The sequence below is a fragment of the Oerskovia sp. Root918 genome, assembly GCF_001428945.1.
GTDB lineage: Bacteria > Actinomycetota > Actinomycetes > Actinomycetales > Cellulomonadaceae > Oerskovia > Oerskovia enterophila.
Window position 1 is genome coordinate 44,531 of sequence record NZ_LMJG01000018.1, and the last position, 25,145, is coordinate 69,675.

The 25,145-nt window shown below is 73.6% G+C and carries 22 protein-coding genes; 16 read left to right on the forward strand and 6 right to left on the reverse strand.

From position 1 onward, the window contains the following. Window positions 1-209: 209 nt before the first annotated feature. The 7 genes from ASE27_RS19195 (at window position 210) to ASE27_RS19225 (ending at window position 8,707) form a co-directional block, all read left to right on the forward strand. Complete coding sequence (locus tag ASE27_RS19195; protein ID WP_056654588.1) at window positions 210-1,259, forward strand: biotin/lipoate A/B protein ligase family protein; 1,050 nt, start codon at window positions 210-212, stop codon at window positions 1,257-1,259. A 356-nt stretch (window positions 1,260-1,615) separates the two neighbouring features. Beyond that, window positions 1,616-2,923 carry a sugar ABC transporter substrate-binding protein gene (locus tag ASE27_RS19200; protein ID WP_056654492.1) on the forward strand — a complete coding sequence of 436 codons (1,308 nt, stop codon included), beginning with the start codon at window positions 1,616-1,618 and terminating at the stop codon, window positions 2,921-2,923. Window positions 2,924-2,930: 7 nt separating this feature from the next. Continuing rightward, on the forward strand, window positions 2,931-3,938 hold the full coding sequence (locus tag ASE27_RS19205; protein ID WP_056654494.1) for a carbohydrate ABC transporter permease: 1,008 nt from the start codon (window positions 2,931-2,933) through the stop codon (window positions 3,936-3,938). Window positions 3,939-4,024: 86 nt separating this feature from the next. Beyond that, window positions 4,025-4,861 (forward strand): carbohydrate ABC transporter permease, encoded by an 837-nt coding sequence (locus ASE27_RS19210; RefSeq protein ID WP_369819027.1) that lies wholly within the window; start codon window positions 4,025-4,027, stop codon window positions 4,859-4,861. Then, window positions 4,858-6,423: a glycoside hydrolase family 3 N-terminal domain-containing protein gene (locus ASE27_RS19215; protein ID WP_056654496.1), complete on the forward strand. Its 1,566-nt coding sequence runs from the start codon at window positions 4,858-4,860 to the stop codon at window positions 6,421-6,423. Before ASE27_RS19210 ends, ASE27_RS19215 begins: the two co-directional genes overlap by 4 nt. Then, on the forward strand, window positions 6,420-7,736 hold the full coding sequence (locus tag ASE27_RS19220; protein WP_056654498.1) for an anhydro-N-acetylmuramic acid kinase: 1,317 nt from the start codon (window positions 6,420-6,422) through the stop codon (window positions 7,734-7,736). The genes ASE27_RS19215 and ASE27_RS19220 overlap by 4 nt, the downstream gene beginning before the upstream one ends. Next, window positions 7,733-8,707, forward strand: coding sequence for an N-acetylmuramic acid 6-phosphate etherase (locus ASE27_RS19225; protein WP_082609154.1), 975 nt, complete (start codon window positions 7,733-7,735; stop codon window positions 8,705-8,707). The genes ASE27_RS19220 and ASE27_RS19225 overlap by 4 nt, the downstream gene beginning before the upstream one ends. A gap of 101 nt (window positions 8,708-8,808) precedes the next feature. Here ASE27_RS19225 and ASE27_RS19230 read toward each other — a convergent pair whose 3' ends face one another. Then, the gene (locus ASE27_RS19230) at window positions 8,809-9,180 is read right to left on the reverse strand and encodes a hypothetical protein (protein ID WP_056654500.1); all 372 of its coding nucleotides are present in this window, start codon (window positions 9,178-9,180) and stop codon (window positions 8,809-8,811) included. Window positions 9,181-9,373: 193 nt separating this feature from the next. Next, a complete protein-coding gene (locus ASE27_RS19235) occupies window positions 9,374-10,144 on the reverse strand; it encodes a YggS family pyridoxal phosphate-dependent enzyme (protein WP_082609155.1) in 771 nt (256 codons plus the stop codon). 185 nt (window positions 10,145-10,329) lie between these two features. Here ASE27_RS19235 and ASE27_RS19240 point away from each other — a divergent pair, with 185 nt between their 5' ends. Next, window positions 10,330-10,719 carry a YccF domain-containing protein gene (locus ASE27_RS19240; RefSeq protein WP_056654502.1) on the forward strand — a complete coding sequence of 130 codons (390 nt, stop codon included), beginning with the start codon at window positions 10,330-10,332 and terminating at the stop codon, window positions 10,717-10,719. A 104-nt stretch (window positions 10,720-10,823) separates the two neighbouring features. After that, complete coding sequence (locus ASE27_RS19245) at window positions 10,824-11,501, forward strand: alpha/beta hydrolase (RefSeq protein ID WP_235535502.1); 678 nt, start codon at window positions 10,824-10,826, stop codon at window positions 11,499-11,501. A gap of 16 nt (window positions 11,502-11,517) precedes the next feature. Here the strand turns inward: ASE27_RS19245 and ASE27_RS19250 are convergent, their stop codons facing one another. The 3 genes from ASE27_RS19250 to ASE27_RS21225 all read right to left on the reverse strand — a co-directional run bounded on the left by ASE27_RS19250 (window position 11,518) and on the right by ASE27_RS21225 (window position 14,054). Beyond that, window positions 11,518-12,345: an alpha/beta fold hydrolase gene (locus tag ASE27_RS19250; RefSeq protein ID WP_056654507.1), complete on the reverse strand. Its 828-nt coding sequence runs from the start codon at window positions 12,343-12,345 to the stop codon at window positions 11,518-11,520. 357 nt (window positions 12,346-12,702) lie between these two features. Next, the gene (locus tag ASE27_RS20520; RefSeq protein ID WP_056654509.1) at window positions 12,703-12,972 is read right to left on the reverse strand and encodes a DUF2510 domain-containing protein; all 270 of its coding nucleotides are present in this window, start codon (window positions 12,970-12,972) and stop codon (window positions 12,703-12,705) included. A gap of 188 nt (window positions 12,973-13,160) precedes the next feature. Further along, the gene (locus ASE27_RS21225) at window positions 13,161-14,054 is read right to left on the reverse strand and encodes a DUF2249 domain-containing protein (protein WP_056654511.1); all 894 of its coding nucleotides are present in this window, start codon (window positions 14,052-14,054) and stop codon (window positions 13,161-13,163) included. A gap of 67 nt (window positions 14,055-14,121) precedes the next feature. Between ASE27_RS21225 and ASE27_RS19265 the strand changes: the two genes are divergently transcribed. The 7 genes from ASE27_RS19265 (at window position 14,122) to ASE27_RS19295 (ending at window position 23,771) form a co-directional block, all read left to right on the forward strand. Beyond that, window positions 14,122-15,120, forward strand: coding sequence for a metalloregulator ArsR/SmtB family transcription factor (locus ASE27_RS19265; RefSeq protein ID WP_082609157.1), 999 nt, complete (start codon window positions 14,122-14,124; stop codon window positions 15,118-15,120). Then, window positions 15,120-16,247 (forward strand): hypothetical protein, encoded by a 1,128-nt coding sequence (locus ASE27_RS19270; protein ID WP_056654517.1) that lies wholly within the window; start codon window positions 15,120-15,122, stop codon window positions 16,245-16,247. The genes ASE27_RS19265 and ASE27_RS19270 overlap by 1 nt, the downstream gene beginning before the upstream one ends. Then, window positions 16,244-19,063, forward strand: a complete 2,820-nt coding sequence (locus tag ASE27_RS19275) for a multicopper oxidase domain-containing protein (RefSeq protein ID WP_235535503.1) — start codon at window positions 16,244-16,246, stop codon at window positions 19,061-19,063. The genes ASE27_RS19270 and ASE27_RS19275 overlap by 4 nt, the downstream gene beginning before the upstream one ends. A 99-nt stretch (window positions 19,064-19,162) precedes the next feature. Beyond that, entirely contained in the window at window positions 19,163-19,681 is a 519-nt protein-coding gene (locus ASE27_RS19280) for a hypothetical protein (protein ID WP_056654519.1), read from the forward strand. 74 nt (window positions 19,682-19,755) lie between these two features. Beyond that, window positions 19,756-20,904 carry a 5'-nucleotidase gene (locus tag ASE27_RS21050; protein ID WP_056654521.1) on the forward strand — a complete coding sequence of 383 codons (1,149 nt, stop codon included), beginning with the start codon at window positions 19,756-19,758 and terminating at the stop codon, window positions 20,902-20,904. 9 nt (window positions 20,905-20,913) lie between these two features. After that, complete coding sequence (locus tag ASE27_RS20715) at window positions 20,914-21,774, forward strand: DUF1353 domain-containing protein (protein ID WP_056654523.1); 861 nt, start codon at window positions 20,914-20,916, stop codon at window positions 21,772-21,774. 62 nt (window positions 21,775-21,836) lie between these two features. Continuing rightward, window positions 21,837-23,771: a glycerophosphodiester phosphodiesterase gene (locus tag ASE27_RS19295; protein ID WP_157257726.1), complete on the forward strand. Its 1,935-nt coding sequence runs from the start codon at window positions 21,837-21,839 to the stop codon at window positions 23,769-23,771. Between the two features lie 27 nt (window positions 23,772-23,798). Here ASE27_RS19295 and ASE27_RS20400 read toward each other — a convergent pair whose 3' ends face one another. Then, window positions 23,799-24,824 (reverse strand): hypothetical protein, encoded by a 1,026-nt coding sequence (locus ASE27_RS20400; protein WP_157257728.1) that lies wholly within the window; start codon window positions 24,822-24,824, stop codon window positions 23,799-23,801. Between the last annotated feature and the right edge of the window lie 321 nt (window positions 24,825-25,145).

Sequence of the window (25,145 nt, forward strand, 5' to 3'; positions counted from 1 at the left end):
CTCATTCTGGCATGAAATTTCAGAACAGGACGGGACTGCGGAGAAAACTTCCACAGGTGTCGGGGAACTCCGTGCCGAGCGCGCCTCGGGCCCGCGGTGCGGTGCTGCTTGGAGGCTACTACTCCTTGTGGTTCACGTCACGGGTGCTGGGTGGTCGCGAGGGCCCGCGGTGGGGCAGGGCGTGCGTCGCGCGACGTACCGTGGTCACCATGAGAGGCGAGTACAAGGTTCCCGGTGGCAAGCTCGTGGCGGTCGACGTCGAGACGGACGACGGGAGGCTGTCACGCGTCGCGCTGAGCGGCGACTTCTTCCTCGAGCCCGACGACGCCCTCGAGGACATCAACGCGGCCCTGACGGGACTGCCCGAGACCTCGACCGTCGCCGACCTGACCCGAGCCGTCGAGTCCGTCCTGACCGACGACATCACCATGGTCGGGTTCTCTCCCGAGGCCGTGGCGATCGCGGTGCGCCGCGCGCTCGGCCATGCGACCGGGTGGGACGACCACGTCTTCGAGATCATCCACGAGGGCCCCGAGCAGCCCGCGATGCACCTCGCGCTCGACCAGGTGCTGACCGAGGAGCTCGACGCAGGGCGGCGCGGCCCCACGCTGCGCATCTGGGAATGGGGCGCGCCGGCGGTCATCATCGGCTCGTTCCAGTCGCTCCGGAACGAGGTCGACCCCGCAGGGGCCGACAAGCACGGCATCGCCGTGGTCCGGCGCATCTCGGGCGGCGGGGCCATGTTCGTCGAGCCGGGCAACACCATCACCTACTCGCTCACCGTCCCCGCCTCGCTCGTCGAGGGGCTGAGCTTCGAGCGGTCCTACGCGTTCCTCGACGACTGGGTGCTGGGGGCGCTCGCCGACGTCGGTGTCGAGGCGACCTACAAGCCGCTCAACGACATCGCGTCGCCGGCCGGGAAGATCGCGGGGGCCGCGCAGAAGCGGCTGCGCGGGGGAGCGGTGCTGCACCACGTGACCATGGCCTACGACATCGACGCCGACAAGATGCTCGAGGTCCTGCGCATCGGCCGCGAGAAGATGAGCGACAAGGGCACCAAGAGCGCCAACAAGCGCGTCGACCCCCTGCGGTCGCAGACCGGCATGGCGCGCGAGGACGTCATCGAGGCGTTCAAGGCCCACTTCCGCTCGCGGTACCGCACGGTCGAGGGTGGCGTCACGCCCGACGAGCGGGCGCAGGCCGAGGAGCTCGTGCGCACCAAGTTCGGGACCCCGGAGTGGACCGCGCGCGTGCCGTGACGCGGTAGGGGCTGGGCGGCGGCGACGGCGTGCCGGGCGGCCCGGCGGCTCCCGCCTGTCCTGGCTGTCGTGTGTGCGCTGCAGCGCGAGCCCGTGCACTGCGCGCCCGCGTGGCTACCGGGGCGCCGTGCGCCCTTGCGCGCCCCCGTGCGACGTCCAGGTTAAGAACGTGTCACAACTTCGCGACCGGCTTCCCTCTGCCCGGTTGTGGCGGTAATCTTCACGAACACCCAACCTGATGTAAGTTTGTTTCAGAGTCGAAGGGGCCCGAGGATCCGGTGCCCCGCGAACGATCAGGTCCGCAGGGACGAACGGCTGGCCGCGACGCGGCAGCCGACCAGAAAGGAAGTCACGGCATGCAGCGACGCAGCACGGTGGCCGTCACGGGCACACTCCTCCTGGCGCTCGGCCTCACCGCGTGTGGCGGCGGGGACAGCAGCAGCGGCGAGAGCACGGGGGACGCAGCCGCCGCCGACCACTCCGGCGAGACCCTCACGGTCTGGATCATGGAGGGCACCAACCCCGACGGGGACGCCTTCTTCGACGAGGTCACCACCGCCTTCAAGGAAGAGACGGGCGCGGACCTCCAGATCGAGTTCCAGCCGTGGGCCAGCGCCCACGACAAGTTCACGACCTCCATCGCGGGCAACACCACGCCGGACGTCGCCGAGCTCGGCACCACGTGGACCGGGGAGTTCGCCGACGTCGGCGCACTGTCCGACCTCTCGGACAAGATCAAGGACGCGGGCCTCGAGGAGGACCTGGTCCCCGGGCTCGTCGAGTCGGGCACGCTCGACGGCGCCCAGTACGGCATGCCCTGGTACGCGGGCGTGCGCTCGGTCATCTACCGCAAGGACCTCTTCGAGGCGGCCGGTATCGAGGTTCCGACGACCTGGGCCGAGCTGCAGACCGCGGCCGAGACGCTCAAGGCCGCGAACCCCGGCCTCATCCCCTTCCCCATCGCGGGCGACAGCCAGTACGGCGCCATGCCCTTCATCTGGGGTGCAGGCGGTGACCTGGCCGTCAAGGACGGTGACACCTGGAAGTCCGAGATCAACTCCGCGGACTCCGTGAAGGGCCTCGAGTTCTACACCGGTCTCGCGACCGAGGCGGGGCTGTCCACCGCGGCGGCCACGACGTGGAAGGAGACCGACCTCCTCTCCAACTTCGAGCAGGGCAACGTCGGCATGATGATCTCCGGCAGCTGGACCCCCGGCAAGATCCTCACGGACGTCCCGGACATGGCCGACAAGATCGGCGCGTTCCCGATCCCGGGCGAGACCGACGGGCTGTCGGACTCGTTCCTCGGCGGGTCGCACCTGGGCGTCTTCGCGGCCAGCGAGAAGCAGGACCTCGCGTGGGAGTTCGTCGAGATGATGACCACGGGCAAGTTCGCCGAGGAGTGGGGCAACCAGTCCGGCTACTTCCCGGGTCAGACCTCGCTCCTCGAGAAGGTCATCGAGGAGAACGACCCGCTCGTCGCGCCGTTCGCCCAGCAGATGGTCGAGGCCGGCGCCTCGGTCCCGGTGACGCCGCTCTACGGCCAGATCCAGGGCAAGAAGACGCTCGAGACCATGCTGCAGTCGATCCTCTCGGGCAGCGCCACGGTGCAGGAGGCCGCCGACACCGCGGCCGCCGACATGAACGAGACCTTCGGGTCCTGACGAACCCATGGCAGATCTGCACTCGGTTCCCGGCGCGTCGGCCGACCAGCTGACGCGCCGGGCCCCGGCCCCGGCCCCCTCGTCCACCCCGCGCCGCCGTTCCGGCATGCACGGCCTGCTCGGCCACAAGTCCCCGCTGCGCCCCTGGCTGCTCCTGGCCCCCGCGCTCGCCGTCCTCGGCATCCTGCTCCTGTGGCCCCTGGTCCGCGTCGTGATGATCTCGCTGCAGGACTACGGCCTGCGTCAGATCGCCTCGGGAGAGTCGAACTACATCGGGTTCGACAACTACGCCGCGATCTTCGGCGACTCGTTCCTGTGGACTGTCGTCCTGCCCAACACGATCGGGTTCGCGGTCGCGTGCGTCGTGCTGACGGTCGTCCTGGGCACGGCCGTCGCGCTGTTCCTCAACAACCTCGGGACGTTCTGGCGCACGATCTGCTCGACCGCGATCATGGTCGCCTGGGCCGTGCCCGCGATCACCGGCACCTACGTGTGGATCTGGATCTTCGACCCGCTCAACGGTCTGGTCTCCTCGGTGCTCGACTCGGTCGGGCTGATCGACCCGGCGACCACCAACTGGTTCACCGAGCGCCTGAGCTTCTACGCGATCGCGACGCTCAACGTGGTGCACCACGGCTTCCCGTTCGTCGCGATCACGGTCCTCGCGGGCCTGCTGACGATCCCCAAGGAGCTGCACGAGGCCGCGATGATGGACGGTGCCACTCCCTGGCGCCGGTTCTGGGCCATCACCGCGCCCATCCTGCGCCCCGTCTTCGCGGTCGTCACGATCCTGTCGACCATCTGGGACTTCAAGGTCTTCACGCAGATCTACCTGATGCCGGGCGGCAACGGCGGCAACAAGGAGGTCTTCAACCTCGGCGTGTGGTCGTACATCCAGTCCTTCGCGCAGGGCAAGTACGGGATGGGCTCGGCGATCGCCGTGCTGCTCACCCTGATCCTGCTCGGGATCACCGTCGTGTACATGCGCACCCTGTTCAAGGAGGAGGAGCTGTGAGCGCCCTGACCGGTACCCCGTCCAGCACCCCGCGCGCTGGAGACCGCACGGCGGGTGGAACGGCCGACGAGCGTGCCCCGCAGGTCCTGCGGACCAAGGCGCGCAAGCGCCCCCTGCCCACCGCGGGCAAGGTCGTGGGCATCGTCGCGCTGCTCGTCTTCGCGCTGTTCCCGGCCTACTGGATGTTCTCCTCGGCGATCGACCCCGAGGCCGCGACCCGCGGGGCACGGATCCTGCCCGCGGGCGTCACGTGGGACAACTTCGTGACCGTGATCGACGACGGCGGGTTCGGCCAGTACCTCCGCAACTCGATCGTCGTGGCGATCGGCGCCGTCGTGTTCTCCTCGGTGCTCGCACTGCTCGCCGCGGTGGCCGTGAGCCGCTTCAGGTTCCGCTTCCGCAAGTCGATCCTCGTGCTCGTCCTCATGGTGCAGATGGTGCCTCTCGAGGCCCTCGTCATCCCGCTGTTCCTCCAGATGCGCACCCTCGGCATGCTCAACTCGCTCCTGGGTCTGACGATCGTCTACATCGCCTTCTCGCTGTCGTTCGCGATCTGGATGCTGCGCGGGTTCGTCGCGGCCGTCCCGGTCGAGCTCGAGGAGGCCGCGTACCTCGACGGCGCCTCGTGGGGTCGCATGTTCTGGAAGATCCTGCTGCCGCTCGTCGCTCCGGGCGTCGTCGCCACGAGCGTCTTCTCGTTCATCACCGCCTGGAACGAGTTCATCTTCGCCCTGACCTTCCTGCAGCAGTCGGCCAAGTACACCGTGCCGATCGGCCTGCAGAAGTTCTTCGGCGAGAACACGACCGACTGGGGCGCGGTCATGGCCGCCTCGACCCTCATCACGCTGCCCGTGATCGTCTTCTTCGTCCTCGTGCAGCGCAACCTGTCCTCCGGCCTGACCGCTGGGTCGGTGAAGGGATGACCACCGTGCACCACGACGCGCTGCGCGCCGTCAACGGCGTCCTGCTCCCCGGTTTCACGGGGACGGACGCCCCGGCCTGGCTGCTCTCGGCCTGCGAGGAGGGTCTCGCGGGCGTCATCTACTTCGCGTACAACACGCCCGACGTCGCCACGACGGCCAGGCTCTCGGCGAGCCTCCACGAGGCCGCGCCCGACCTGCTGATCGCGATCGACGAGGAGGGCGGGGACGTCAGCCGGCTCGAGGCCGCCACGGGGTCGAGCATCCCGGGGGCCGCGGCCCTCGGCGTGATCGACGACGTGGACCTCACCGAGCGGGTCGGGCTCGCGCTCGGCCGCCTGCTCGCCGCGACGGGCGTGGACCTCGACCTCGCGCCCGTGCTCGACGTCAACTCCCGGACCGAGAACCCCGTGGTCGGCGTGCGCGCGTTCGGTGCGACGCCCGACCTGGTGTCCCGGCACGGGGCCGCGTTCGTGCAGGGCCTGCACCGCGCCGGGGTCGGGGCGTGCGGCAAGCACTTCCCGGGTCACGGCGCGACCGACGTGGACTCCCACCTGTCGCTGCCCGTGGTCGACGACCCGCTCGAGACGATCCGCGAGCGCGACCTGCCACCGTTCGTCCGGGCCTTCGAGCCCGACGTCGCGATCGACTCGATCATGACCGCGCACCTGCTGGTCCCGGCGATCGGCCCGCGGCCCGTCTCGCTCGAGCCCGCGGCCGCCCTCGTGGCGCGCGAGCTGGGCTTCGAGGGGCCCATCATCACCGACGCCCTGGACATGGGGGCCGTCAAGGGAGCCGACGGGATCGGCGAGGTCGCCGTCCAGGCGATCGAGGGAGGCGCCGACCTGCTGTGCCTCGGCACGACGGTAGGCCGGGACGACGAGGAGCTGTTCCGCCAGGCGCAGAGCGCGCTCCTCGCGGCCGTCGAGCAGGGCCGGGTCACGGTCGAGCGCCTGCTCGAGTCCGCGGCCCGCACGGCGCGCACGGTGCGCCGGGTGCGCGAGCTCCAGGCGTCCACGGGCGCGACGTGCGGTCCGACCGAGGCGACCGCCGCGCTCGAGGCGCTCGCCGCCGTCGGGCAGGAGGCCGCCGAGCGGGCCGTGCGGACGCACGGACCTCTCGCACGCCTCGACCCCTCCGGCCCCGCACCCGACGTGATCGACCTGCGCCAGCGGTTCGACCACGCGGCCGGGCGCACCGCCCAGCACGTCCAGAACGCGCTCCGTGCGACGTTCCCCGGCACCGAGGTCCACGTCTTCTCCGACCCGGCCGGGTGGGAGGCGACTCTCGCCGCGGTCTCGACGGCCCGGCCCGCCGGCGACCCCGTCCGCCCCCTCGTCGTGATCACGCGCGAACCCGTCCCCGGCAGCCGCGAGGCCGCCATGCTCGACGCCCTGCGTGCCGCGCGCCCCGGGCTCGTCGCGGTGCACACCGGGTTCCCCGACGCCGTCCCCGCCTGGTTCGGGGACGAGACCACCGTGGTCGTCGCGTGCGGCACCGGGCGTGCCAACGCGCGCGCCGCCGTCGGGCAGCTGACCACCACCACCGCGGAGGTGCCCCGATGATCGTCCTCGGCCTGTCCTCCGGAACGTCGGTCGACGCGATCGACGCGGCCGCCGCCGACTTCCACCTGGGCCCCGACGGGGTCCTGCGCATGCGCCCGCTGGGGCACACGGAGTACGAGTGGCCCGCCGCGCTGCGCGAACGCATCCTCAAGGCGCTGCCGCCGGCCCCCGTCGACATGGGCGAGGTCACGCAGCTCGACACGCTCATCGGGCAGGAGTTCGGCCGCGCCGGACGCCAGGCCATCGACGACGTCGCGGGCGGGGACGTCGACCTCGTCGCGTCGCACGGGCAGACGCTCTACCACTGGGTCGTGGGCGCCCGTGCGCACGGCAGCCTCCAGCTCGGCAACGCCGCCTGGATCGCCGAGCGCACCCGCCGCCCCGTCATCAGCGACTTCCGGGTCGCGGACATCGCCGCGGGCGGGCAGGGCGCACCGCTCGTGAGCGTGCTCGACGCGCTCTGGCTCGGGCGCGACCCGCAGTCCCCGGACGGCGCGCCGGCCGGGCTCAGCGCGGCGCTCAACATCGGCGGGATCGCGAACGTCACGCTCGTCGGCGAGGTCGAGGCACCCGTGACCGGGTGGGACACCGGGCCCGGCAACTGCCTCATCGACCTCACGATGCGCCAGCTCACGGGAGAGCCGTACGACCGGGACGGCGCCCTGGGCGCGACCGGGACCGTGGACCAGGCCGCGCTGCGCGCGCTGCTCGACGACCCGTACTTCGCGGCCAAGGCACCCAAGTCGACCGGTCGCGAGCTGTTCGACGCGACCTACGTGCCGCGCAAGCTCGCCGCAGTCCGCCCCGACCTCACGGGGGCCGACCTCGTCGCGACGCTCACCGAGCTCACCGCCGTGACCATCGCGGAGGGCCTGCTCTCGGTCGCGCAGGCTGCTGCCGGGCACGGCGCCCCGCGCGACCCGGCCCTCGGCGAGGCTGACCCGCAGCGCGAGGTGCGTCGCGTCGTCGTCTCGGGCGGTGGGGCGCACAACCCGACCCTGCTCGCACGGCTGCGCGCCTACCTGCCCGAGGGGTGCGAACTCCTCACGGCCGACCAGCTCGGCATGCCGATCGACGCCAAGGAGGCGTACCTGTTCGCGCTCCTCGGCTTCCTGTCGGCCCATGGGGTCGCCGGGACCGCCAAGGGCGAGCAGCGTCGACGCTCGACCGGGGCGCGCCGTGCGACCGTGCTCGGCTCGCTCACCCCGCCCACCCCGTTGATCTGGCCCGCGTTCACCGGGCCCATCCGCCGGCTCGTGCTGGCCAACACCCCGTTCGGGCTCGCCCCGATGCCGAAGGGAACGCACCGATGACCGACACCCGCCCCGCCACCCAGGGGGAGCTCTCGGCCGGGCACGCCTCCGCCGCCGAGGACTGGCAGGAGGTGCTCCGGCTCGCGTCGCCGACCGAGGAGCGCAACCTGCGCACCACGGACATCGACCTGCTGCCCACGGCCGAGGTCGTGCGACGCATCACGGACGAGGACGCGGGCGTCGCGGACGCCGTGCGTGCCGAGGCCGACCGCATCACCGCGGCCGTCGACCTCGCCGTGGCCGCGCTGCGCGGAGGCGGCAAGGTGCACTACTTCGGGTCCGGCACGTCGGGCCGCCTCGGCGTGCTCGACGCGGTCGAGCTGCTGCCCACGTACGGCGTGGGCGAGGAGTGGTTCGAGGCGCACCTCGCCGGGGGCGCGGGCGCCATGATGCTCGCGGTCGAGGGAGCCGAGGACGACGTCGAGCTCGGTCGCGCCGACGCCGACGAGGTGCGCTCCGGCGACCTGGTCGTGGGTCTCGCGGCGAGCGGCCGCACGCCCTACGTGGGCGGCGCGTTCGACGTCGCCCGCGAGCGCGGCGCCGCGACCGTGCTCGTGAGCGCCAACCCGCAGGCGCGCCTCGCGTCGCGCGTCGACGTCGCGATCCTGCTCGACACGGGCCCCGAGGTCGTCACGGGCTCGACCCGCATGAAGGCCGCCACGGCGCAGAAGCTCGTGCTCAACACGTTCTCGACCGCGACCATGATCCGGCTCGGCAAGACCTACTCGAACCTCATGATCGACGTCCGCCCGACCAACCAGAAGCTCCGCGCCCGGATCGTGCGCATGCTCGTCCAGGCCACGGGGCTCGAGACCGACGAGTGCGAGCAGACCCTGCACCGGGCCGGCGGCGAGATCCACGTCGCGCTCGTCATGCTGCTTGCCGGCGTCGGGGTCGACGAGGCGCGCGAGGCCCTGCGCGGGGCCGGGGCGCCCGGCGTGCGCCGCGCGCTCGAGCTGCTGGGGGCCTGAGGACCGAGGCCGCCCGGGGTGTGCGCAGGACGAGCCCGCGCGCCTGACTGCTGTGCGCGCCGATCCCGGCGGTCGACCTCGACCGCCGGGATCCGTCGTCCCTACCGGGGCTCGGCCGCAGGGACCGCAGCGGGCAGCGCCGCGGCGACCTGCGCCTGGAGCTCGGTGATGATCGTCTGGGCCCGTGCCGCGCCGATCGCACCGGCCGCGATGCCCGTGCTCACGAGCGAGACCCGCACGATCGAGCCCGAGTCGCCGAGCGCGAACGTGCTGACCTGGATCTTCAGGTGCTGGCTGGCCTTGCCCGCGAACGCACCGAACAGCAGGGTGACCCAGCGGGTGCCCCGCTCGCCGTCGGCGCTGTGCGTGCCCGTCGGGGTGAGCCGGACGCCCGCCTCGGTGAGGGTCGCGTGGGCGATGTCGCGCGCCGCGTCCGGGTGGGCGGAGGTGTGGAGGTCGAGCGTGGAGGCCATGGTCTTCCGTTCGTCGTGGCCGAGCGCCCGACCCACAGGCAGGGCAGGCGCGTCCGAGGACGACGACGAGTATGGCGGCAACCGGTCGTGGTGAACAGCCCCGTCCGTCGACGGGATCGACGGCAGTCCTGACGGACGGACGGCCGGGGGTGCGGGCCGGTCAGCCGCGCGGGCGGCCGGGCTCGCGGGCCCGTCAACCGACGGGCGCGGTGACGGCACGTGCCCCGAACACCGCGGTCCCCACGCGCACGATCGTCGCGCCCTCGGCGATCGCCGCCTCGAGGTCGCCGCTCATGCCCATCGACAGCTCACGCGCCTCTCCCGTCCCCGGGGCCTCGCTCGCGAGCACCTCGTCACGGATCTCGCGCAGCCGCTCGAACCCGGCGCGCACCAGCGCGGTGTCGGGGGAGTTCGCCCCGATCGTCATGAACCCCGTGAGGCGAAGACCCTCCAGGGCGGCGACCTGACGGGAGAGGTGCGCGGCGCCGTCGGGCCCCACCCCCGCCTTGGACTCCTCGCCCGACACGTTGACCTGGACCATGACGTCGAGCATGCGGCCCTCGCGCGCGCAGCGGCTCGCGAGGGCCTCGGCGAGCGCGAGCGAGTCGACCGACTCGACACCCGTGGCCGTGGCCAGGACCTGGTTGACCTTGTTGCGCTGCAGGTGCCCGATCATGTGGACCCGGACGGAGCCGTCCGCGACCAGGTCGGCGAGGTCGGGGGCCTTGGCGACGAGCTCCTGGACGCGGTTCTCGCCGATCAGCGTCGCGCCCGCGGCGACGACCGCGCGGACCGCCGCGGCGTCCTGCGTCTTGGTCGCGACGAGGAGCTGCACCTCCTCCGGGGTCCGGCCCGCGGCCAGGGCTGCGGCGTCGATGCGCGCGCGGACCGCGGCGTAGCGGTCGGCGATGGTCGGGGTCGTGCCGAGAGGAGAGCTGCCGGGGGCGGAGTGGTGGGAGGACACGCGAGCAGTCTAGTTTTCGGCGGGCGGGCGGGCGCGCGCCGGGCCGGGGAGAGCCCTGCCCGACGGCGTCGCGCGCCCCGGGAGGGCGGCGCACCGGGGTGGGGCGAGCCGGGCGGTCGCGGGCCGCGCAGGTCCTGTGGCGCGGCCGACCCCTCCGGGTGGCCGGGCTGGGGGAGAATCGGGGCATGAACGCGATCCTCAACGTCATCTGGCTGATCTTCGCGGGCCTCTGGCTCGCGCTCGGCTACGTCCTGGCCGGCATCATCTGCTGCATCCTCATCATCACCATCCCGTTCGGGATCGCGAGCTTCCGCATCGCCGGCTACGCGCTGTGGCCGTTCGGGCGCACGGTGGTCGACAAGCCGACGGCCGGCGCGTTCTCCACGATCGGCAACGTGATCTGGGTGATCTTCGCCGGGATCTGGCTCGCGATCGGGCACGTGATCACCTCGATCCCGCTGTTCGTCTCGATCATCGGCATCCCCATGGGCATCGCCAACCTCAAGATGATCCCCGTCTCGCTCCTGCCTCTGGGCAAGCAGGTCGTGCCGACGAACGCGCGCTTCGGCACCTGAGGCGTCAGGATCGGGTGGGGCCGCCGACGTCGACGGTGACCTGACGTGACGACGACGGGAGAGCCGTGCGGGGTGGGAGCGGAGTCGAGGGGGTGCGTCCGAGCTTGAGCCTGCGACGCACCTGGTGGCGCGTGCTCGACTACGCCAGCGTGCTCCGTTGGCAGGCCGCGGGCATCACGTCCCGGGTGGACCCCGACGACCTGCGCGCCCCGGCACAGCCGGTCGGTCCGCCCGTCGTGCTCGTCCCGGGCGTGTACGAGTCGTGGCACTTCCTCCTGCCGCTCGCCACCCTGCTGCACGAGCACGGCGTGGCCGTCCACGTGCTCCCCGAGCTCGGCGACAACCGCCGGCCCGTCGCCACCGGGGCCGCCGTCCTCGGCCGCTACGTCCGCGAGCACGACCTGCGGGACGTGGTCGTCGTCGCGCACAGCAAGGGCGGGCTCATCGGCAAGCTCGCGATGGTGCGCGACGACCCCGACGACCGGATCGCGTCGATGATCGCGATCAACACGCCCTTCGCCGGCTCGGCCTACGCGCGCTGGTTCGTCGCGCCCGCGGTCCGCGCGTTCATCCCGAACGACGCGACGATCGTGGCGCTGTCCGCCGAGCGGGCCGTGAACGAGCGCATCACCTCGGTGCACAGCCGGTGGGATCCGCACATCCCCGCGGGCAGCTTCCTCGACGGCGCGCAGGACGTCGTGCTCGACACCCCCGGCCACTTCCGCCCGCTCGCCGACCCCCGGCTGCACGCGCTGCTGCTCGAACGGATCGTCGGGGCGTAGGGCTTTCCGCGGGCGGTCAGTCGCGGGGGAGCTGCAGGACGCGGGTCAGGCCGGGGGAGTCCGGGTCGTCGACGATCTCGACGCCGTCCAACCAGGACCCGATCACGTGCGCGAGCTCACCGGGGTGGCTGAAGTTGATCGCGTGCGCGGCCCCCTCGATGAGGGCGACCGTGGTGTTGTCGCCCGCGAGGCGTCCCACCTCCCGCACGCGCGCAGGCGGCGGCATGAGCGGGTCCCTGCTGCCGATGACCGCGAGCGTGGGCACGGACGAGGTGATGATGCGCTCGAGCGAGGGGAACCGGGTCAGCTCGCTGAACAGGTGGAACGTGTTGATCGGCCCGAACTTCACGTAGTCCGGGACCGCCACGCGCGCCATCTGCCGGCTCTCGCGCGGACCGTCGGCTGCGAGCTGCCGGATGGCCCGCCCGAGGCCCTGGTTGTGCACACCCCCGGCAGGGGACACGAGCACGATGCGCTCGACCCGGTCCGGAGCGCTGTGGGCGACCTCGAGGCTGATGGGGCAGCCCATCGAGTTGCCGACCAGGACCACCTTCTCGAGCCCGAGGGCATCGAGGATCTTGACGAGCGCGTGCGCGAGGGCAGGGATCCCGAGCGTGTAGTCCCACCGTTCGCTCTTGCCGTATCCCGGCAGGTCGGGGACGACGTTCGTGGCCCGCGCGGCGAGCACCCGGGCCGTGGGCATGAGGTACGAGCCGGAGATCGCGAAGCCGTGCACGTGGACGATCGGCAGGGCGTCAGGGACGTCGGCGCTGCGCCGGTAAAACACGGGGTGCCCCTCGACGTCGACGGTTCCCTCGGTCCATCCCTCGCCATTCGCGACCATGAGACCGATCGTGGCACTGCGGCCCTGCGGGGGCCACCCGTGCGGGTCGGTTGCCAGGCGCGGCCCGGTCGGTCGCCGAGCACGAGGTCGTGGTCGTCTCGGTGCCCGGAACGACCACAACCTCGTGCTCGGCGAGACAGGGCCCCTGTCGGGTCCCGTCGAGCCTCGCGGTCAGCGAGCCGTGAAGAAGCTCGGCTCGCCCCACCCGGCTACTTCGAGATGCGGCCAACGGGGGCCGTCACGCCACCGTGAACCCCCCTTGGCCGCATCTCGATCGCTGCTCGTCTTGATCGCGGTCGGTGCGAGAGGGGAGCCGGATCCATCTCGCTCTTCGGGGCGTCGACGACGACCTCCCGGTCACGTGCAGTAGTGCGGGCTCTCTCCGCAGACGACCCCCTGGATCATGTACGCCACGAAGGCGAAACCGGCGACGATCACGGCGATCGCGCACAGGAGCAGGATCACGCCCACCACGATCAGCACGATCGAACCCGTGCTCAGCTTCCGGGAAGGTGGAGACGGCGAGGCCTGGACAGGCTGCGAGTGCTGAGTCCACTGCTGCCCGTCGAACCAGCGCACCCGCTGCGGGGCGTACGGGTCGCGGTACCAACCAGGCTGGTGGGTCACGATGTCCTCCTCGGCTGCGGTGCCGTCATCCGCGCGTGGGTGCGTGGCGTCGACCGTGGTGCGAGGGCCGGACGCTCCCGGCGCGGCTGCCTCTTCCCGTGCAGAGGCTACCGGGTCGACACGGCCAGCCAAGCTGTCAGAAGCACACCGGGGCATACCCCGGTGCGCTTCTGACAACCAAGCTGACGTCAGCGCGTGAAGGCCAGCGCCCAGGTCTCGGGCCCGCGCTCGAGGTAGTCGACCGTGAACGTGCCCGGCCACCGGGCGTCGACCTGCGCCAGGAGCGGCAGCGGGTCGTGCGGGGCGAGGAGCACCATGCCCGAGCCGGGCGCGACGCCCTCGAGCGCCCCGAAGATGGTCGCGTGCCGGATCGCGTGCGGCACCGCGCGGGCGTCGAGCACCGGGAGGTTGCCGGCGTCGTCGTGCCCGCCGCAGCCGCACGAGTGGCCCGCGGGTTCGGCGGGGGCATCGCCCATGGCCGCCGCGGTCGCCCCCTCCGAGGCGCCACCGCAGCCCCCGGCACCGCCGCCGCAGCCGCAGGCGCCGCCCGGCTCGGCACCCGCCGCAGCCTCCCCGGCCTCCCCGCCTTCCCCGTGGGAGTGCCCGCCGAGCAGCTCGTGCATCCCGTCGAGGACGTCGGCGAGCGAGACGTCGGAGGACAGGGCGAGCAGCGGCAGGATCTGCTCGTTCTCCTTGGTCATGTGGGTCTCGAAGAGCACCTGGAGCGCGCGGGCGTGGGCTGCGGCGCGGACGGGGGTGGTCGCGCGGTCGAGGGCGTCGACCAGCTCGCCGATCACCCCGTGCTCGGCGATCATCGCGTCGACCAGGAGCCGGGCGTGCTCGTCGCGGTGCGCGTGGGGGTACATCGCGGCTTCCTCGGCGAGCGCGTGCGGCAGCAGGTCGGTCCGCGTCCAGTCCACGAGTCGGCGGTGGGCGACGGTCGTGGCGGTGCCGGACTCGACGGCCTGGACCAGCGCCTCGACGAGCAGCCCGAGGGTCCCGTTCATCTCGGTGTGGTGGGCGACGACGGCCTCGACGGCGCGTGAGTCTTCGGCCGACGTGGCCAGGACGATGCTGCTCATGACGTGAGACCTCCGGGAGCGGTGGGAGTGGTTCTCCAACGCGCCAAACATTAGTACACTTTATTCCGTGGAAAATACGCAGCCTGCTGGACGGGCAGAGCACCCCGCGCCCCCGTGCCCCGGGTACGGCCCTCCGCTCGTGCGGCGCGCGGTCCGCCCGGCGCGGCTCTCGAAGGCCCGGCTCGCGGTCCTCGACGTCCTCGCGTCCCAGCCCGAGCCCTGCTCGGTCAGCTCGGTCGCGACCGCGCTCGACCAGCACACCAACACCGTGCGCGAGCACCTCGAGGGCCTGGTCGAGGCGGGACTCGCGACGAGCGAGAGCGCCCCGGCGCACGGCCGGGGCCGCCCGGCCCGGCTCTACGCCGCGGTCACGGAGTCGCCGACGACGGCGGGCGCCGCCGAGTACGCGGGCCTGGCGTCGGCGCTCGCGGCCCAGATCGCCCGGTCGAGCGCCGACCCCGTGGGCGACGCGCTCGCCGCGGGCCGCGCCTGGGGCGCGGAGCTCGTCGGGGACGTCGAGCCCCCCTCGGGTCCGGGCACGGTTCCCGACGGCGCCTCGCACCCTGCGGGCGTGGGTGGCACAGGGCGCGGGGAGAGCGCGCCGGACGCACGCCGGGAGCCCAGCGGGGGACCCGACGTCGTCGGGCACCCGGGCAGCGCGGGCGACGGTCCAGCGGCCCCCGAGAAGGGGAGACCCAGCCGAGGTGCCGACGACGCCGCGAGCGCCGCGCGTCACGAGGTCGTCGACCTGCTGGACCGCCTGGGGTTCGCCCCTCGGGCCGACGACGACGCGGCCTCGGTAGCGCTGACCCGCTGCCCTCTGCTCGAGGCCGCGTACCGCAACCCCGAGGTCGTGTGCGCGGTGCACCTCGGCCTGGCGCAGGGGGCGCTCGAGCGGCTGGGGGCTCCTCGCGAGGGGACGTCGCTGCTGCCCTTCGCCGAGCCGGGCGCGTGCCGCCTGCACCTGCGCCCCGCGGACGGACCCCCGGAAGGGACCCCGGACCGGACCATGCCGGAGGCCGAGGCCACCAGCACCCCCGGCCACGCCGACAGCTCGCACCGCTGATGCGCCGCGTCGTCTTCGTGCTGCCGGCCGGCCTCGCGCTCCTCGCGGGGCTCGACGCGGCGCTCCTGCTGCTCGGCCTGCCGGCCCCGCTCACGACCGAGCGCCTGCCCCAGATCCACGGCGTGCTGCTCGTCCTGGGCTTCGTCGGCACGGTGATCGCGCTCGAGCGCGCCGTCGCGCTGCGCACGCGGTGGGGCTTCGCGGCCCCGGGGCTGCTGGGGGCAGGCGCGCTGGCTCTGCTCAGCCCGGCCCCGCTCGCCGTGGGCCAGGTGCTCCTCGTCGCGGGCTGCGGCGCGCTGTGCCTGGTCTACGTCCCGCTGTGGCGGCGCCAGCACGACGACGCGGTCCTCGTGCAGCTCGTCGGCGCGCTGCTCGCGACGGGCGGGGCGCTCCTGTGGCTCGGCGGCGTGGGCGTCGCCGACGTGCTGCCGTGGCTCGCGTGCTTCGTGGTGACCACGATCGCGGGCGAGCGGCTCGAGCTCGCCCGGATCGTGTTCCTCGGCCGGGGCGCGGGCCTGATCCTGTGGGTCTGCTGGGCGCTCGCGGTGGGGTGCGTGGCGACCCTGCTGTGGCCCGCTGCCGGCCACGTCCTGCTGGGTGCGGCCGTCCTGGTGCTGTGCGGCTGGCTCGCGGTGCACGACGTCGCCCGGCGCACCATCCGCTCGACGGGGCTCGCGCGCTACATGGCGGCGTGCCTGCTCGCGGCGTACGCGTGGCTCGCGGTCGCCGGAGCGATCTGGCTCCTCGCCGGGCGCCAGGTCACGGGGCCCGGGTACGACGCCGTGATCCACGCGGTCTTCCTGGGCTTCACGATCTCGATGATCATGGCCCACGCGCCCGTGATCCTGCCCGCGGTGCTGCGCGTGCGGCTGCCGTACACGCCCCTGATGTACGGGCCGGCGGTCCTCCTGCACCTGGGCCTGCTGGTCCGCCTGGGGCTGGGCGACGCCCGGGACCTGCCCGTGGCCCACCAGGTCGGGGGAGTGTTCAACGTGGTCGCGCTGCTCGCGTTCGTGGTGCTCATGCTCGGGGTCGGGATCCGCGCGCGCGTCGCGCCCGCGCCCGGGACGCGGCCGCGCTCCGCCGTCGGGCCTGCACCGTCCCTGCTCGAGGAGACCGCTCCGTGAAGCTCGACCTGTCCCCGGCTGCGCCTCCCGCGCCCCTGAGGCCCCTGACCGACCGCTCCGCCTGGCACCTGCGCGCCAACGCCCCCGTGGTCGCCTGGCTCGTGGCGACCGTGGTCGTCGCCGTGGGCCACCGGTGGATCCCCGCGTCGCCCTGGCTGCTCGTGCACCTGCTGCTGCTCGGCGCGGTGACCAACGCGATCTGCGTGTGGAGCCAGCACTTCACCGACGCGCTCCTGCGCCGCCGGATCACGCCCGCCTCGCGGCGCTGGCAGGTCGCGCGCCTGGTGCTGCTCAACGGCGCGGTCGCCGCGACGGTCGCGGGGATGGTCACGGCGACGTGGGTCGTGACGCTCGTGGGGGCCGTCGGCGTGGGCGTCGCGGTCGCAGCCCACGGCACAGCCCTGTGGCTCCAGTCACGGCAGGCGCTCGCGGCCCGCTTCGCGATCTGCGTGGGCTTCTACGTCGCGGCGGCCTGGCTCCTGCCGTTCGGGGCGGGCCTCGGTGCGACGCTCGCGCGCGGCCTCGACGAGGGGTGGCACACGCGGGTCGTGCTCGCGCACGCGGGCTTCAACCTGCTGGGCTTCGTGGGCCTCACGGTCATGGGCACGCTCATGACGCTGTGGCCGACCATGCTGCGGACGAAGATGGCCGACGACGCTCCCCGCGCCGCGCGCACGACGCTCGCCCTCATGCTGGTCGGCCTCGCGGGCGGGGTCGCCGCGGTCCTGGCGGCCTCGCCGCCCGTCGCGGCCGTGGGGTTGGCGACGTACCTCGCGGGCATCGGTGTCTCGGTGCGGCCCATGGTCACGGCGGCCCGACGGCGTCCGCCCGCGACCTTCGCGACGTGGTCGGCGGCCTGCGCGCTGGCCTGGCTGGTGGGGTCGCTCGCGACGCTGGTCGGCGTCCTGGCGCTGAGCGGGACGTGGGAGACAGCGGCCGCACGGGTCGGGATCGTGACCGTGCCGCTCGTCGCGGGCTTCGCGGCCCAGGTCCTGCTCGGGGCGCTGACCTACCTGGTGCCCGTGGTCCTGGGCGGCGGTCCCGCGGCCGTGCGCTCGACCACGGCCGTGCTCGAACGCGGGGCCGTGCTGCGGGTCGTGCTGTTCGACGGAGCGCTCGCGCTCTTCGTCCTGCCCGCGCCGAGCCTGGTGCACGTGCTCGCGTCGCTGATCGCGCTCGGCGCGCTCGTGGCCTTCCTCCCGCTGCTCGTCGGGGCCCTGCGCGTCCACCGCCGTGCCCGGCGCACGCCGTTCGTGCCACCGACCGCCGAGGACGTCGCGGCGGCCCACGCCCTGGGGCAGGACCTGCGCGCGCGGTCCGGAGACGCCCGCCAGGGGCCTCCCGTGGAGGCCGTGACCGGACCGCGTCGCAAGGGGCTGGCCGTGGCCGCGCTGAGCGTCCTGCTCCTGGTCGCCGCGGGCGGGGTGGCCCTGGACCCGGCCGCGCTCGGCACCGGGACGGGAGCCTCGCCGACCGAGGCCGGTGCGTCGGGTGCCGTCGTGCCCACGGGGCGCACGACGACCGTCGAGGTCGAGGCCCGCGACATGCGCTTCTTCCCCGCGACGATCGAGGTGCCTGCCGGGGACACCCTGGTGCTCGTGGTGACCAACACCGACTCCACGGTCCACGACCTCGTGCTCGACACGGGCGCGACGAGCGGGCGGCTCGCCCCGGGGACGACCGAGACGTTCGAGGTGGGGGTAGTGGGCCGCACGGTCGACGGGTGGTGCAGCATCGTGGGCCACCGGCAGATGGGCATGGTGCTGACGATCGAGCCGGTGGGCGGTTCTGTGGGCGGGACGAGCCTGGCCGACGGCGGTGCCGAACCTGACGGCGCCGGCGCCGGCAGCGACAGCGAGGCCGGGCACGACGGCATGGCCGGCATGGACCACGGCCCGGGTGGTGGGGACGACGCGTCGGGCGCCCCGAGCGCCGCGACGGACCTGGACTTCATGGCGACCCCGGGCGACGATTTCACGGCGCACCCGGCCGAGCTCGCGCCCGCGAGCGCCGAGACCGTGCACCGCGTGCGGCTCGCCGTCTCCGAGCTCGTGACCGAGGTCGCGCCCGGGGTGACGCAGACGCTGTGGACGTTCGGCGGCACGGCCCCCGGTCCGACGCTGCGCGGCAAGGTCGGCGACCGCTTCGAGATCACGCTGGTCAACGACGGCACGATCGGGCACTCGATCGACTTCCACGCCGGGGCGCTCGCCCCCGACCGGCCCATGCGCACGATCGCGCCGGGCGAGGAGCTCACCTACACGTTCACGGCGACCATGTCCGGGGTGTGGATGTACCACTGCTCGACCATGCCCATGTCCGCGCACATCGCGAACGGCATGTTCGGCGCGGTCGTGATCGACCCGCCGGACCTGCCCGCGGTCGACCGCGAGTACCTGCTCGTCCAGTCCGAGTACTACCTCGGGCAGCAGGGTGGCGAGGTCGACATGGACCGGCTCGCGACGGGTGATCCCGACGTCGTGGCCTTCAACGGCTACGCCAACCAGTACGACGCGGCGCCGCTCCCGGCCCGGGTGGGCGAGCGCGTGCGCGTGTGGGTGCTCGCGGCGGGCCCCAACCGGGGGACGGCGTTCCATGTCGTGGGCGGCCAGTTCGACACGGTGTTCAGCGAGGGCGCCTACCGGCTGCGTCCCGGCAACGCCGAGGCAGGCGGGTCGCAGGTGCTGGGGCTCGCGGTCGCGCAGGGAGGCTTCGTCGAGCTCGCGTTCCCCGAGGCGGGGCGCTACCCGTTCGTGACCCACGCCATGATCGACGCCGAGCGCGGCGCGCACGGGTTCTTCGCGGTCACGGGGTAGACGGCCGGGGTGGTGGGCGGGACGTAGGGTGTCATCGGTCCGCCCGTACCGATCACCCGCCGGAGGCAGCATGCACGTCCAGACCCCGAGCCCGCTCGCGTGACGGGCGTACGGGTCGGTCGCTGCGAGCAGTGCGGCGCCGACGTCCAGTGGCTGCCGTGCTACGACGGCCGTCGTCGGGCCTTCGCGCTCGACGAGGTCCGCAGCGCGCACGCGGGGGACGAGGTGCGCTGGTTCCTGACGTCGAACCGGGGGGCCGTGCCCGGGACGCAGCTCGCGTACTCGCCGACCATGCCGTTCCGGGTGCGGCACGTGTGCCAGCGCCAGCCGCAGGGGTACGGCGAGGAGACGCTCGACAAGGCCGCGGTCCTGCGCTCGGCCCCGCAGGTGCGCGAGTTCCAGGTGCGCCCGCCCTACCGGTTCGGCTACCGGTGGGAGTCCGAGTGGGGCCACATCGTGCACCCCGACCGGGGGCTGTGCGGGGCCAAGGTCATCGGCGAGATGACCCCGCGCGAGGCCGAGCGCCTCCCGACCATGCCGATGTGCAAGGAGTGCGTGAAGCGGTACTCGCGCCGCCACCCGCACGACCAGGTGCGCCGCCCGCCCGAGCCTGCCTGAACCCGCCCGACGCGCCGCGCGCCCCGATTGCTCCCGCCTGCCCAGCCTGCCCCGCCCGTCCCGAAGGAGCGCCCGTGCCGCCCTACGACCTCGACCACCGGCTCGTCGTCGGCGTCGCCTCGAGCGCGCTGTTCGACCTCTCGACGTCCCAACGCGTCTTCGACGAGCAGGGCATCGACGCCTACCGCGCCTACCAGGACAGGTACCGCGACCGCATGCTCCGGCCCGGTGTCGCGTTCGAGTTCGTCCAGCGGCTCCTGAGCCTCAACGACCTGTCTCCCGCCGCGGGCGACCCGCTGGTCGAGGTCTTCATCCTGTCCAAGAACGACCCGTCCACGGGCCTGCGCGTCATGAGCTCGGTCGCGGCCCACGGGCTGCCCATCAGCCGGGCGATCTTCACGCAGGGCGTCGCGCCCTACGCGTACATCCCCGCGCTCAACATCTCGCTGTTCCTCTCGGGCGACGCGGGCGACGTGCGCACGGCGACCACGCTGGGACACCCGGCCGGGCAGGTCCTGGGGAGCGCCGCCGTCGGGCAGGGCGCCTCGTCCGGCCCGACGGCGCAGCGCACGCCCCACGCTCGCGTCGCCCCGGGCGACGCACCGGTCACGGTGGAGCCGGCGGTCCAGACGGTCGAGGCGGCCATGGCGACCGGGGTGGCCGTGATGGGCGACGCGACCGCCGACATCTCCGAAGAGAGCACCGCCGACGCCGAGGTCGGCGAGCTGCGCGTGGCGTTCGACTTCGACGGCGTGCTCGCCGACGACAGCGCCGAGCGCATCTTCCAGTCGGGCGGGCTCGAGCAGTTCCACCAGTACGAGAGCGCGCGCAAGATCACCGAGCACCACGCCGGACCGATCCTCCCGTTCCTGCGCGCGCTGAGCACCATCCAGCGACGCGAGGAGCAACGGGTCGCCGAGGACCCGGGCTACAGGCCCCGCGTGCGCGTCTCGATCGTCACGGCCCGCAGCGCGCCCTCGCACGAGCGGGCCGTCAACACGTTGCGCTCGTGGGGCGTCACGGTCAACGACGCGTTCTTCCTGGGCGGCGCGGACAAGGGCCGCGTGCTGCGCGTCCTGCGGCCGCACATCTTCTTCGACGACCAGCGCGGGCACCTCGACCCCGTGGCGCGCGAGGTCGCGAGCGTCCTGGTGCCGTACGGCGTGACGAACGAGGTGGCGCCACCTGCGCCCGACGCCCCGGCGCTCGTCCCCGCCGGCTGAGGGAGCGCCGTGCCCTTCCTCGCCCCGCTCCCGGGCGACCCCGACCGGTGGACCACAGCCACGACGGTCGACCTGCGCCAGCTCCCCGTGACGGGCCGCTGGAAGGTGTGGTTCGAGGTCCTCACCGCGTTCGGCCACAGCTCGCGGCCCGCCGACGAGCAGACGGCGGACGGCCCGGTCTGGCGGCGCGCGAGCGTCGAGCAGACCGTGCCCGCGGGACTCGTGACCGACCTCGCGTCGGTACCCATGCCGCTGTGGGGCGTGATCGCGAGCTACGGCCGCCAGACGCTCCCGGCGATCCTGCACGACGCGGCCTCGCGGGAGCTCGCCACGTCCGACGCCCCGGCGAGCGCTCGTCGAGCGGCCCGCCGAGACGCCGACCACCTCTTCCGCGAGACGCTGCGCCAGTCGGGGACGGGCCCTGTGCGTCGCCTGCTCATGTGGGCTGCGGTCCGGCTCTTCGGGCACCTCGGTCTCGCGATCACGTTCCTGCTGTCCGTGGTCGCGGGGCTCGCGGCGCTCTGCCTGGGCGCCGCCGGAGCCGGGACGCCGTGGGTCCTGGGCGCCGGGACCGTCGCAGGGGGCGCGGCCGCCGCGCTGCTCGTCCAGGCCGTGCTGCTCGGCGTCGAGAGCCGACCCGCCCCGGACAGGCCCCGTCCACGGTGGGTGCCCGGCGCCGTCGGGAGCCTGCTCGGCGCGGCCGCGACCGGCTTCGTCGCGCTGCCGCTGCTGCTCCCGCTGATCGTCCTCACGACCGTCGCTGAGCTCGTCGTGGGCGCGGGCGAGGGCGGCCCCGGCGGGGTCCGGGCGCAGGGCGTCCCAACCGCCGGGCTCCCAGCCACGCGCATCACCTACACGTCGCCCGGGTGAACTCGCCCGCGCAGGTGGTGCGCGGTACGAACGGCCCTCCCACGCGACCGTAGGCTTCGCTCGTGCCACCAGCCGCCCGTCCGACCGCCCCCCGCACTTCCCCGGCCCGCTCGGGCATGCCGCGTCCCGACGGCGACGCCGCGCGGCGCTCTGCCCGCGACCGACCGCAGCGCACCGCGCTGCTCGGACCCGCCGCGCGCACGGTCCGCGCGCACCTGCCGACGTACCTCGGGGCGGTCCTGCTCCTGCAGGGCGCGGCGGCGCTCGTCGCGGTCCCGCTCATGGTGTGGCTGTTCGACATGGCGCTCGCGGCCGCGGGCGCCGGCGCGCTCACGCACTTCAACGTGCTGCGCGTCCTGTCGAGCCCGGTCGCGGTGCTCCTCCTGCTGGTCGTGGCGCTCGTCGCGTCGGTCGTGGTCCTGTGCCAGCAGGGCGCGTTCCTCGCGATCGGCGCCCGGCTGCGCGCGGGCGAGCCCGTCTCGGTGCGGGCCGTGGGCGCCGACCTCGCGCGCACGAGCCGCAAGCTCCTCGGCCCCCAGCTCCTGCTGTTCGTGGGCTACTTCTTCGTGCTCGTGCCGGTGGGCAACTTCGGGACCGCGGCGTTCCTGGTGCGCGGCATCGCGATCCCGGAGTTCGTCGTCGGGGAGCTCCTCAAGTTCGACGGCGGCGTCTACGTCTACCTCGCGTTCCTCGCAGGCGTGCTGTTCCTGAACCTGCGACTGGTCCTGACGCTCGCGTTCCTGCTCACGTCCGACGCCTCGGTGTCCGGTGCCATGGCCGCGAGCTGGCGGGCGACGCGCGGGCTCTGGCCGCGCCTCCTGGGCACGTTCGCGGTGGTCGCGCTCGGCGTGGTCGTGGTCGCGGCGGGCATCGTGATGCTCGCGCTGGTCCCCACGCGCGTCGCCGACCTGGCCGCGCCCAGTGCCGCGCCGATCGTCGCGGGCGTGACGCTCACGGTCGTGCAGGTGGTCGGGTTCGTGCTCGTGGGCTTCGTCGCCGCGCTGCTCACGCAGGTCGTGGTCGTGGTCGCGGGGGAGCGGCGCGAGTCGCTGCCCGACGGCGCAGCTCCCGTCGGCGACGCCTCGTCGCCCGGGCAGGTGCCGCCCGTCCTCGGGAGCGGGTGGGCGAGCCGGCCGCGCGGGGTGCGCGCCGCCGTCGGGCTGGCGGCCGTGCTGGTGCTCGTCGCGGTCACCGCGGCCAACACCCGCGCCATGACGACCCTCGCGCGCGAGGAGCCCGGCGCGGTGATCGCGCACCGCGGCGACCCGGGCGGGGGCGTCGAGAACTCGATCGCGTCGCTCGAGTCCGCCGCGGCGCTCGGCGCGGACTACGTCGAGCTCGACGTCCTCCAGGCCGCTGACGGCGGGCTCGTCGTCTTCCACGACCTGACCCTGCGGCGCCTCGCGGGCTCCGACCGCGCCGTGCACACCATGACTCTCGACGAGCTGACCTCGACGACGATCCGCCAGGGCGGGTTCGAGGCGACCATCCCGTCGCTCGAGGAGTTCGTCGAGCGCGCCCAGGAGCTCGACGTGCCGCTCCTGGTCGAGCTCAAGGCGCACGGCCACGAGACACCGACGTTCGTCGCGGACGTCGTCGCGCTCCTGCGGGCGCACGGCGTCGCGGACGACTACCTGGTCCAGTCGATCTACCCCGAGCAGGCCGACGAGGTGCACGCGCTCGGCCCGGAGATCGCGGTCGGGTACGTCGTCCCGTTCCTGCGCGGCCCGCTCGGGGTCCTGCCCGTCGACTTCGTCGCGATCGAGCAGTCGTCGGACACCACGCGCGTGCGGGCCGAGGCGCGTGCGGCCGGGATCGACGTCTACGTGTGGACCGTCAACGACCCGGCCGCGATGCGGGCCCAGCTCCGCAGCGGCGTCGACGGCATCATCACGAGCAGCCCGCGCCGCGCCGTGGCCGAGCGCACCGCGGTGCGCGACGACCTGGCCCTGTCGGCACGGCTCGAGGACAAGCTGCGCGACGCGCTCGCGTGGTGACGCCCGGCCCTCGAGGAGCGCGGTGCCTCAGGACTCGGTGATCGCCACGTCGGTGGACAGGTGGACCGGCATGTAGTCGTCGACCGCGAGGACCCACAGGCCGTCCGCCCCTGCGGGGACCTCGAGACAGACGTTGCCCTGGGCCGAGTCGTCGGTGCCGATCAGGCCCGTGCCGACGAGGGAGTCGGGGACGTCGCCGCAGCCTTCCGTGTACTCGTTGCCGTCCCGGTCGACGAACCAGAGGTCGATCGACCCGTGGGCCGTCACCGTGCTCGACGGCCCGAGGTACATCGCGTCGACCGGGACGATCCAGTACTCCATGCCGTCGGCCGGGGACACGTTGACGTCGTTGTGCGCGAGGATCTCGGCGGTCGCCTCGTGCGGGATCTCGAGCAGGACCGACCACTCGTCGGTGTACACCTCGCCCTCGAGCGCCCACGGGTCGTCGAACGTCCCGCCGTCCTCGCCCGCGACCTGGTCGTCGCCGTGCCCGTCCCACGCCTCCTCCTCGTCGGGGGCCGGACCGGCAGACCACGGCTCGGCCGCAGCGTCGGCGAAGAGCTCGTTGCCCGCCACCACGGCCAGGGTCACCGCGGTCGCGCCGACGCCCCCGATCAGCAGGCCGGCGACCCCCGCGAGCACCCCGACCAGGACGCGCGAGGGGCCCGGCGTCCTGGCCGTCCCGTCCGCCGGGAAGCCCGCGGCTCCGTGACTCGGGGTATGCGGGCGCGGGGGACCGTACGGGTTGGGCGCCCCCGGTGCGGCCGAGAGGGGTGATACCTGCCCGGGGTACGGGCTGCTGCCCGACGGGGGGATGCCCGGGGCGACGTCCGGGTGGGTGGTGGTCCGTGCGCTCGCCGGAGGCTGAGCGGAGATGCTCGGCGGAGCGGGGGCGGCTGGGGGGACCAGGGCCGGCGGCTGCTGCGGTGCCGGTGCCGAGGTCGGCGGTAGCTGCGTCGTCGGCGGTTGCTGTGCTGGCGGTACGGGCCCGGCGGGCGTGCCGGCTCCGGACTCGGGGTGCGGGGACGAGGGCGGGGCGAACAGGTCACTCACGGGTGCTCCACGGTGCGACGGGACCGGCGGGTCCGGGAAGGGTGTCGCTCGGCAGCTCGCGCGCCGCGCGCCCGGATCATCCCACCTGGGGGTGGCTGCGCGCCAGGGGTATCCGTGCAGGCCAGGACGTCGGAGGGTCGACCGGCGGAGGCTGGCGCCCGTGGTGCCCGGAACGAGCGTGACTGCCGTCTGGGTCTGGGTCTGGGTCTGGGTCTGGGTCTGGGGCTGGGTCTGGGTCTGGGCCTGGGCCGGGTCGGGCAGGGTCGGGTCCTGGTGCTGGTGGTGCCGAGCACGAGGTTCCGCGCACACGAGAACGAGGTT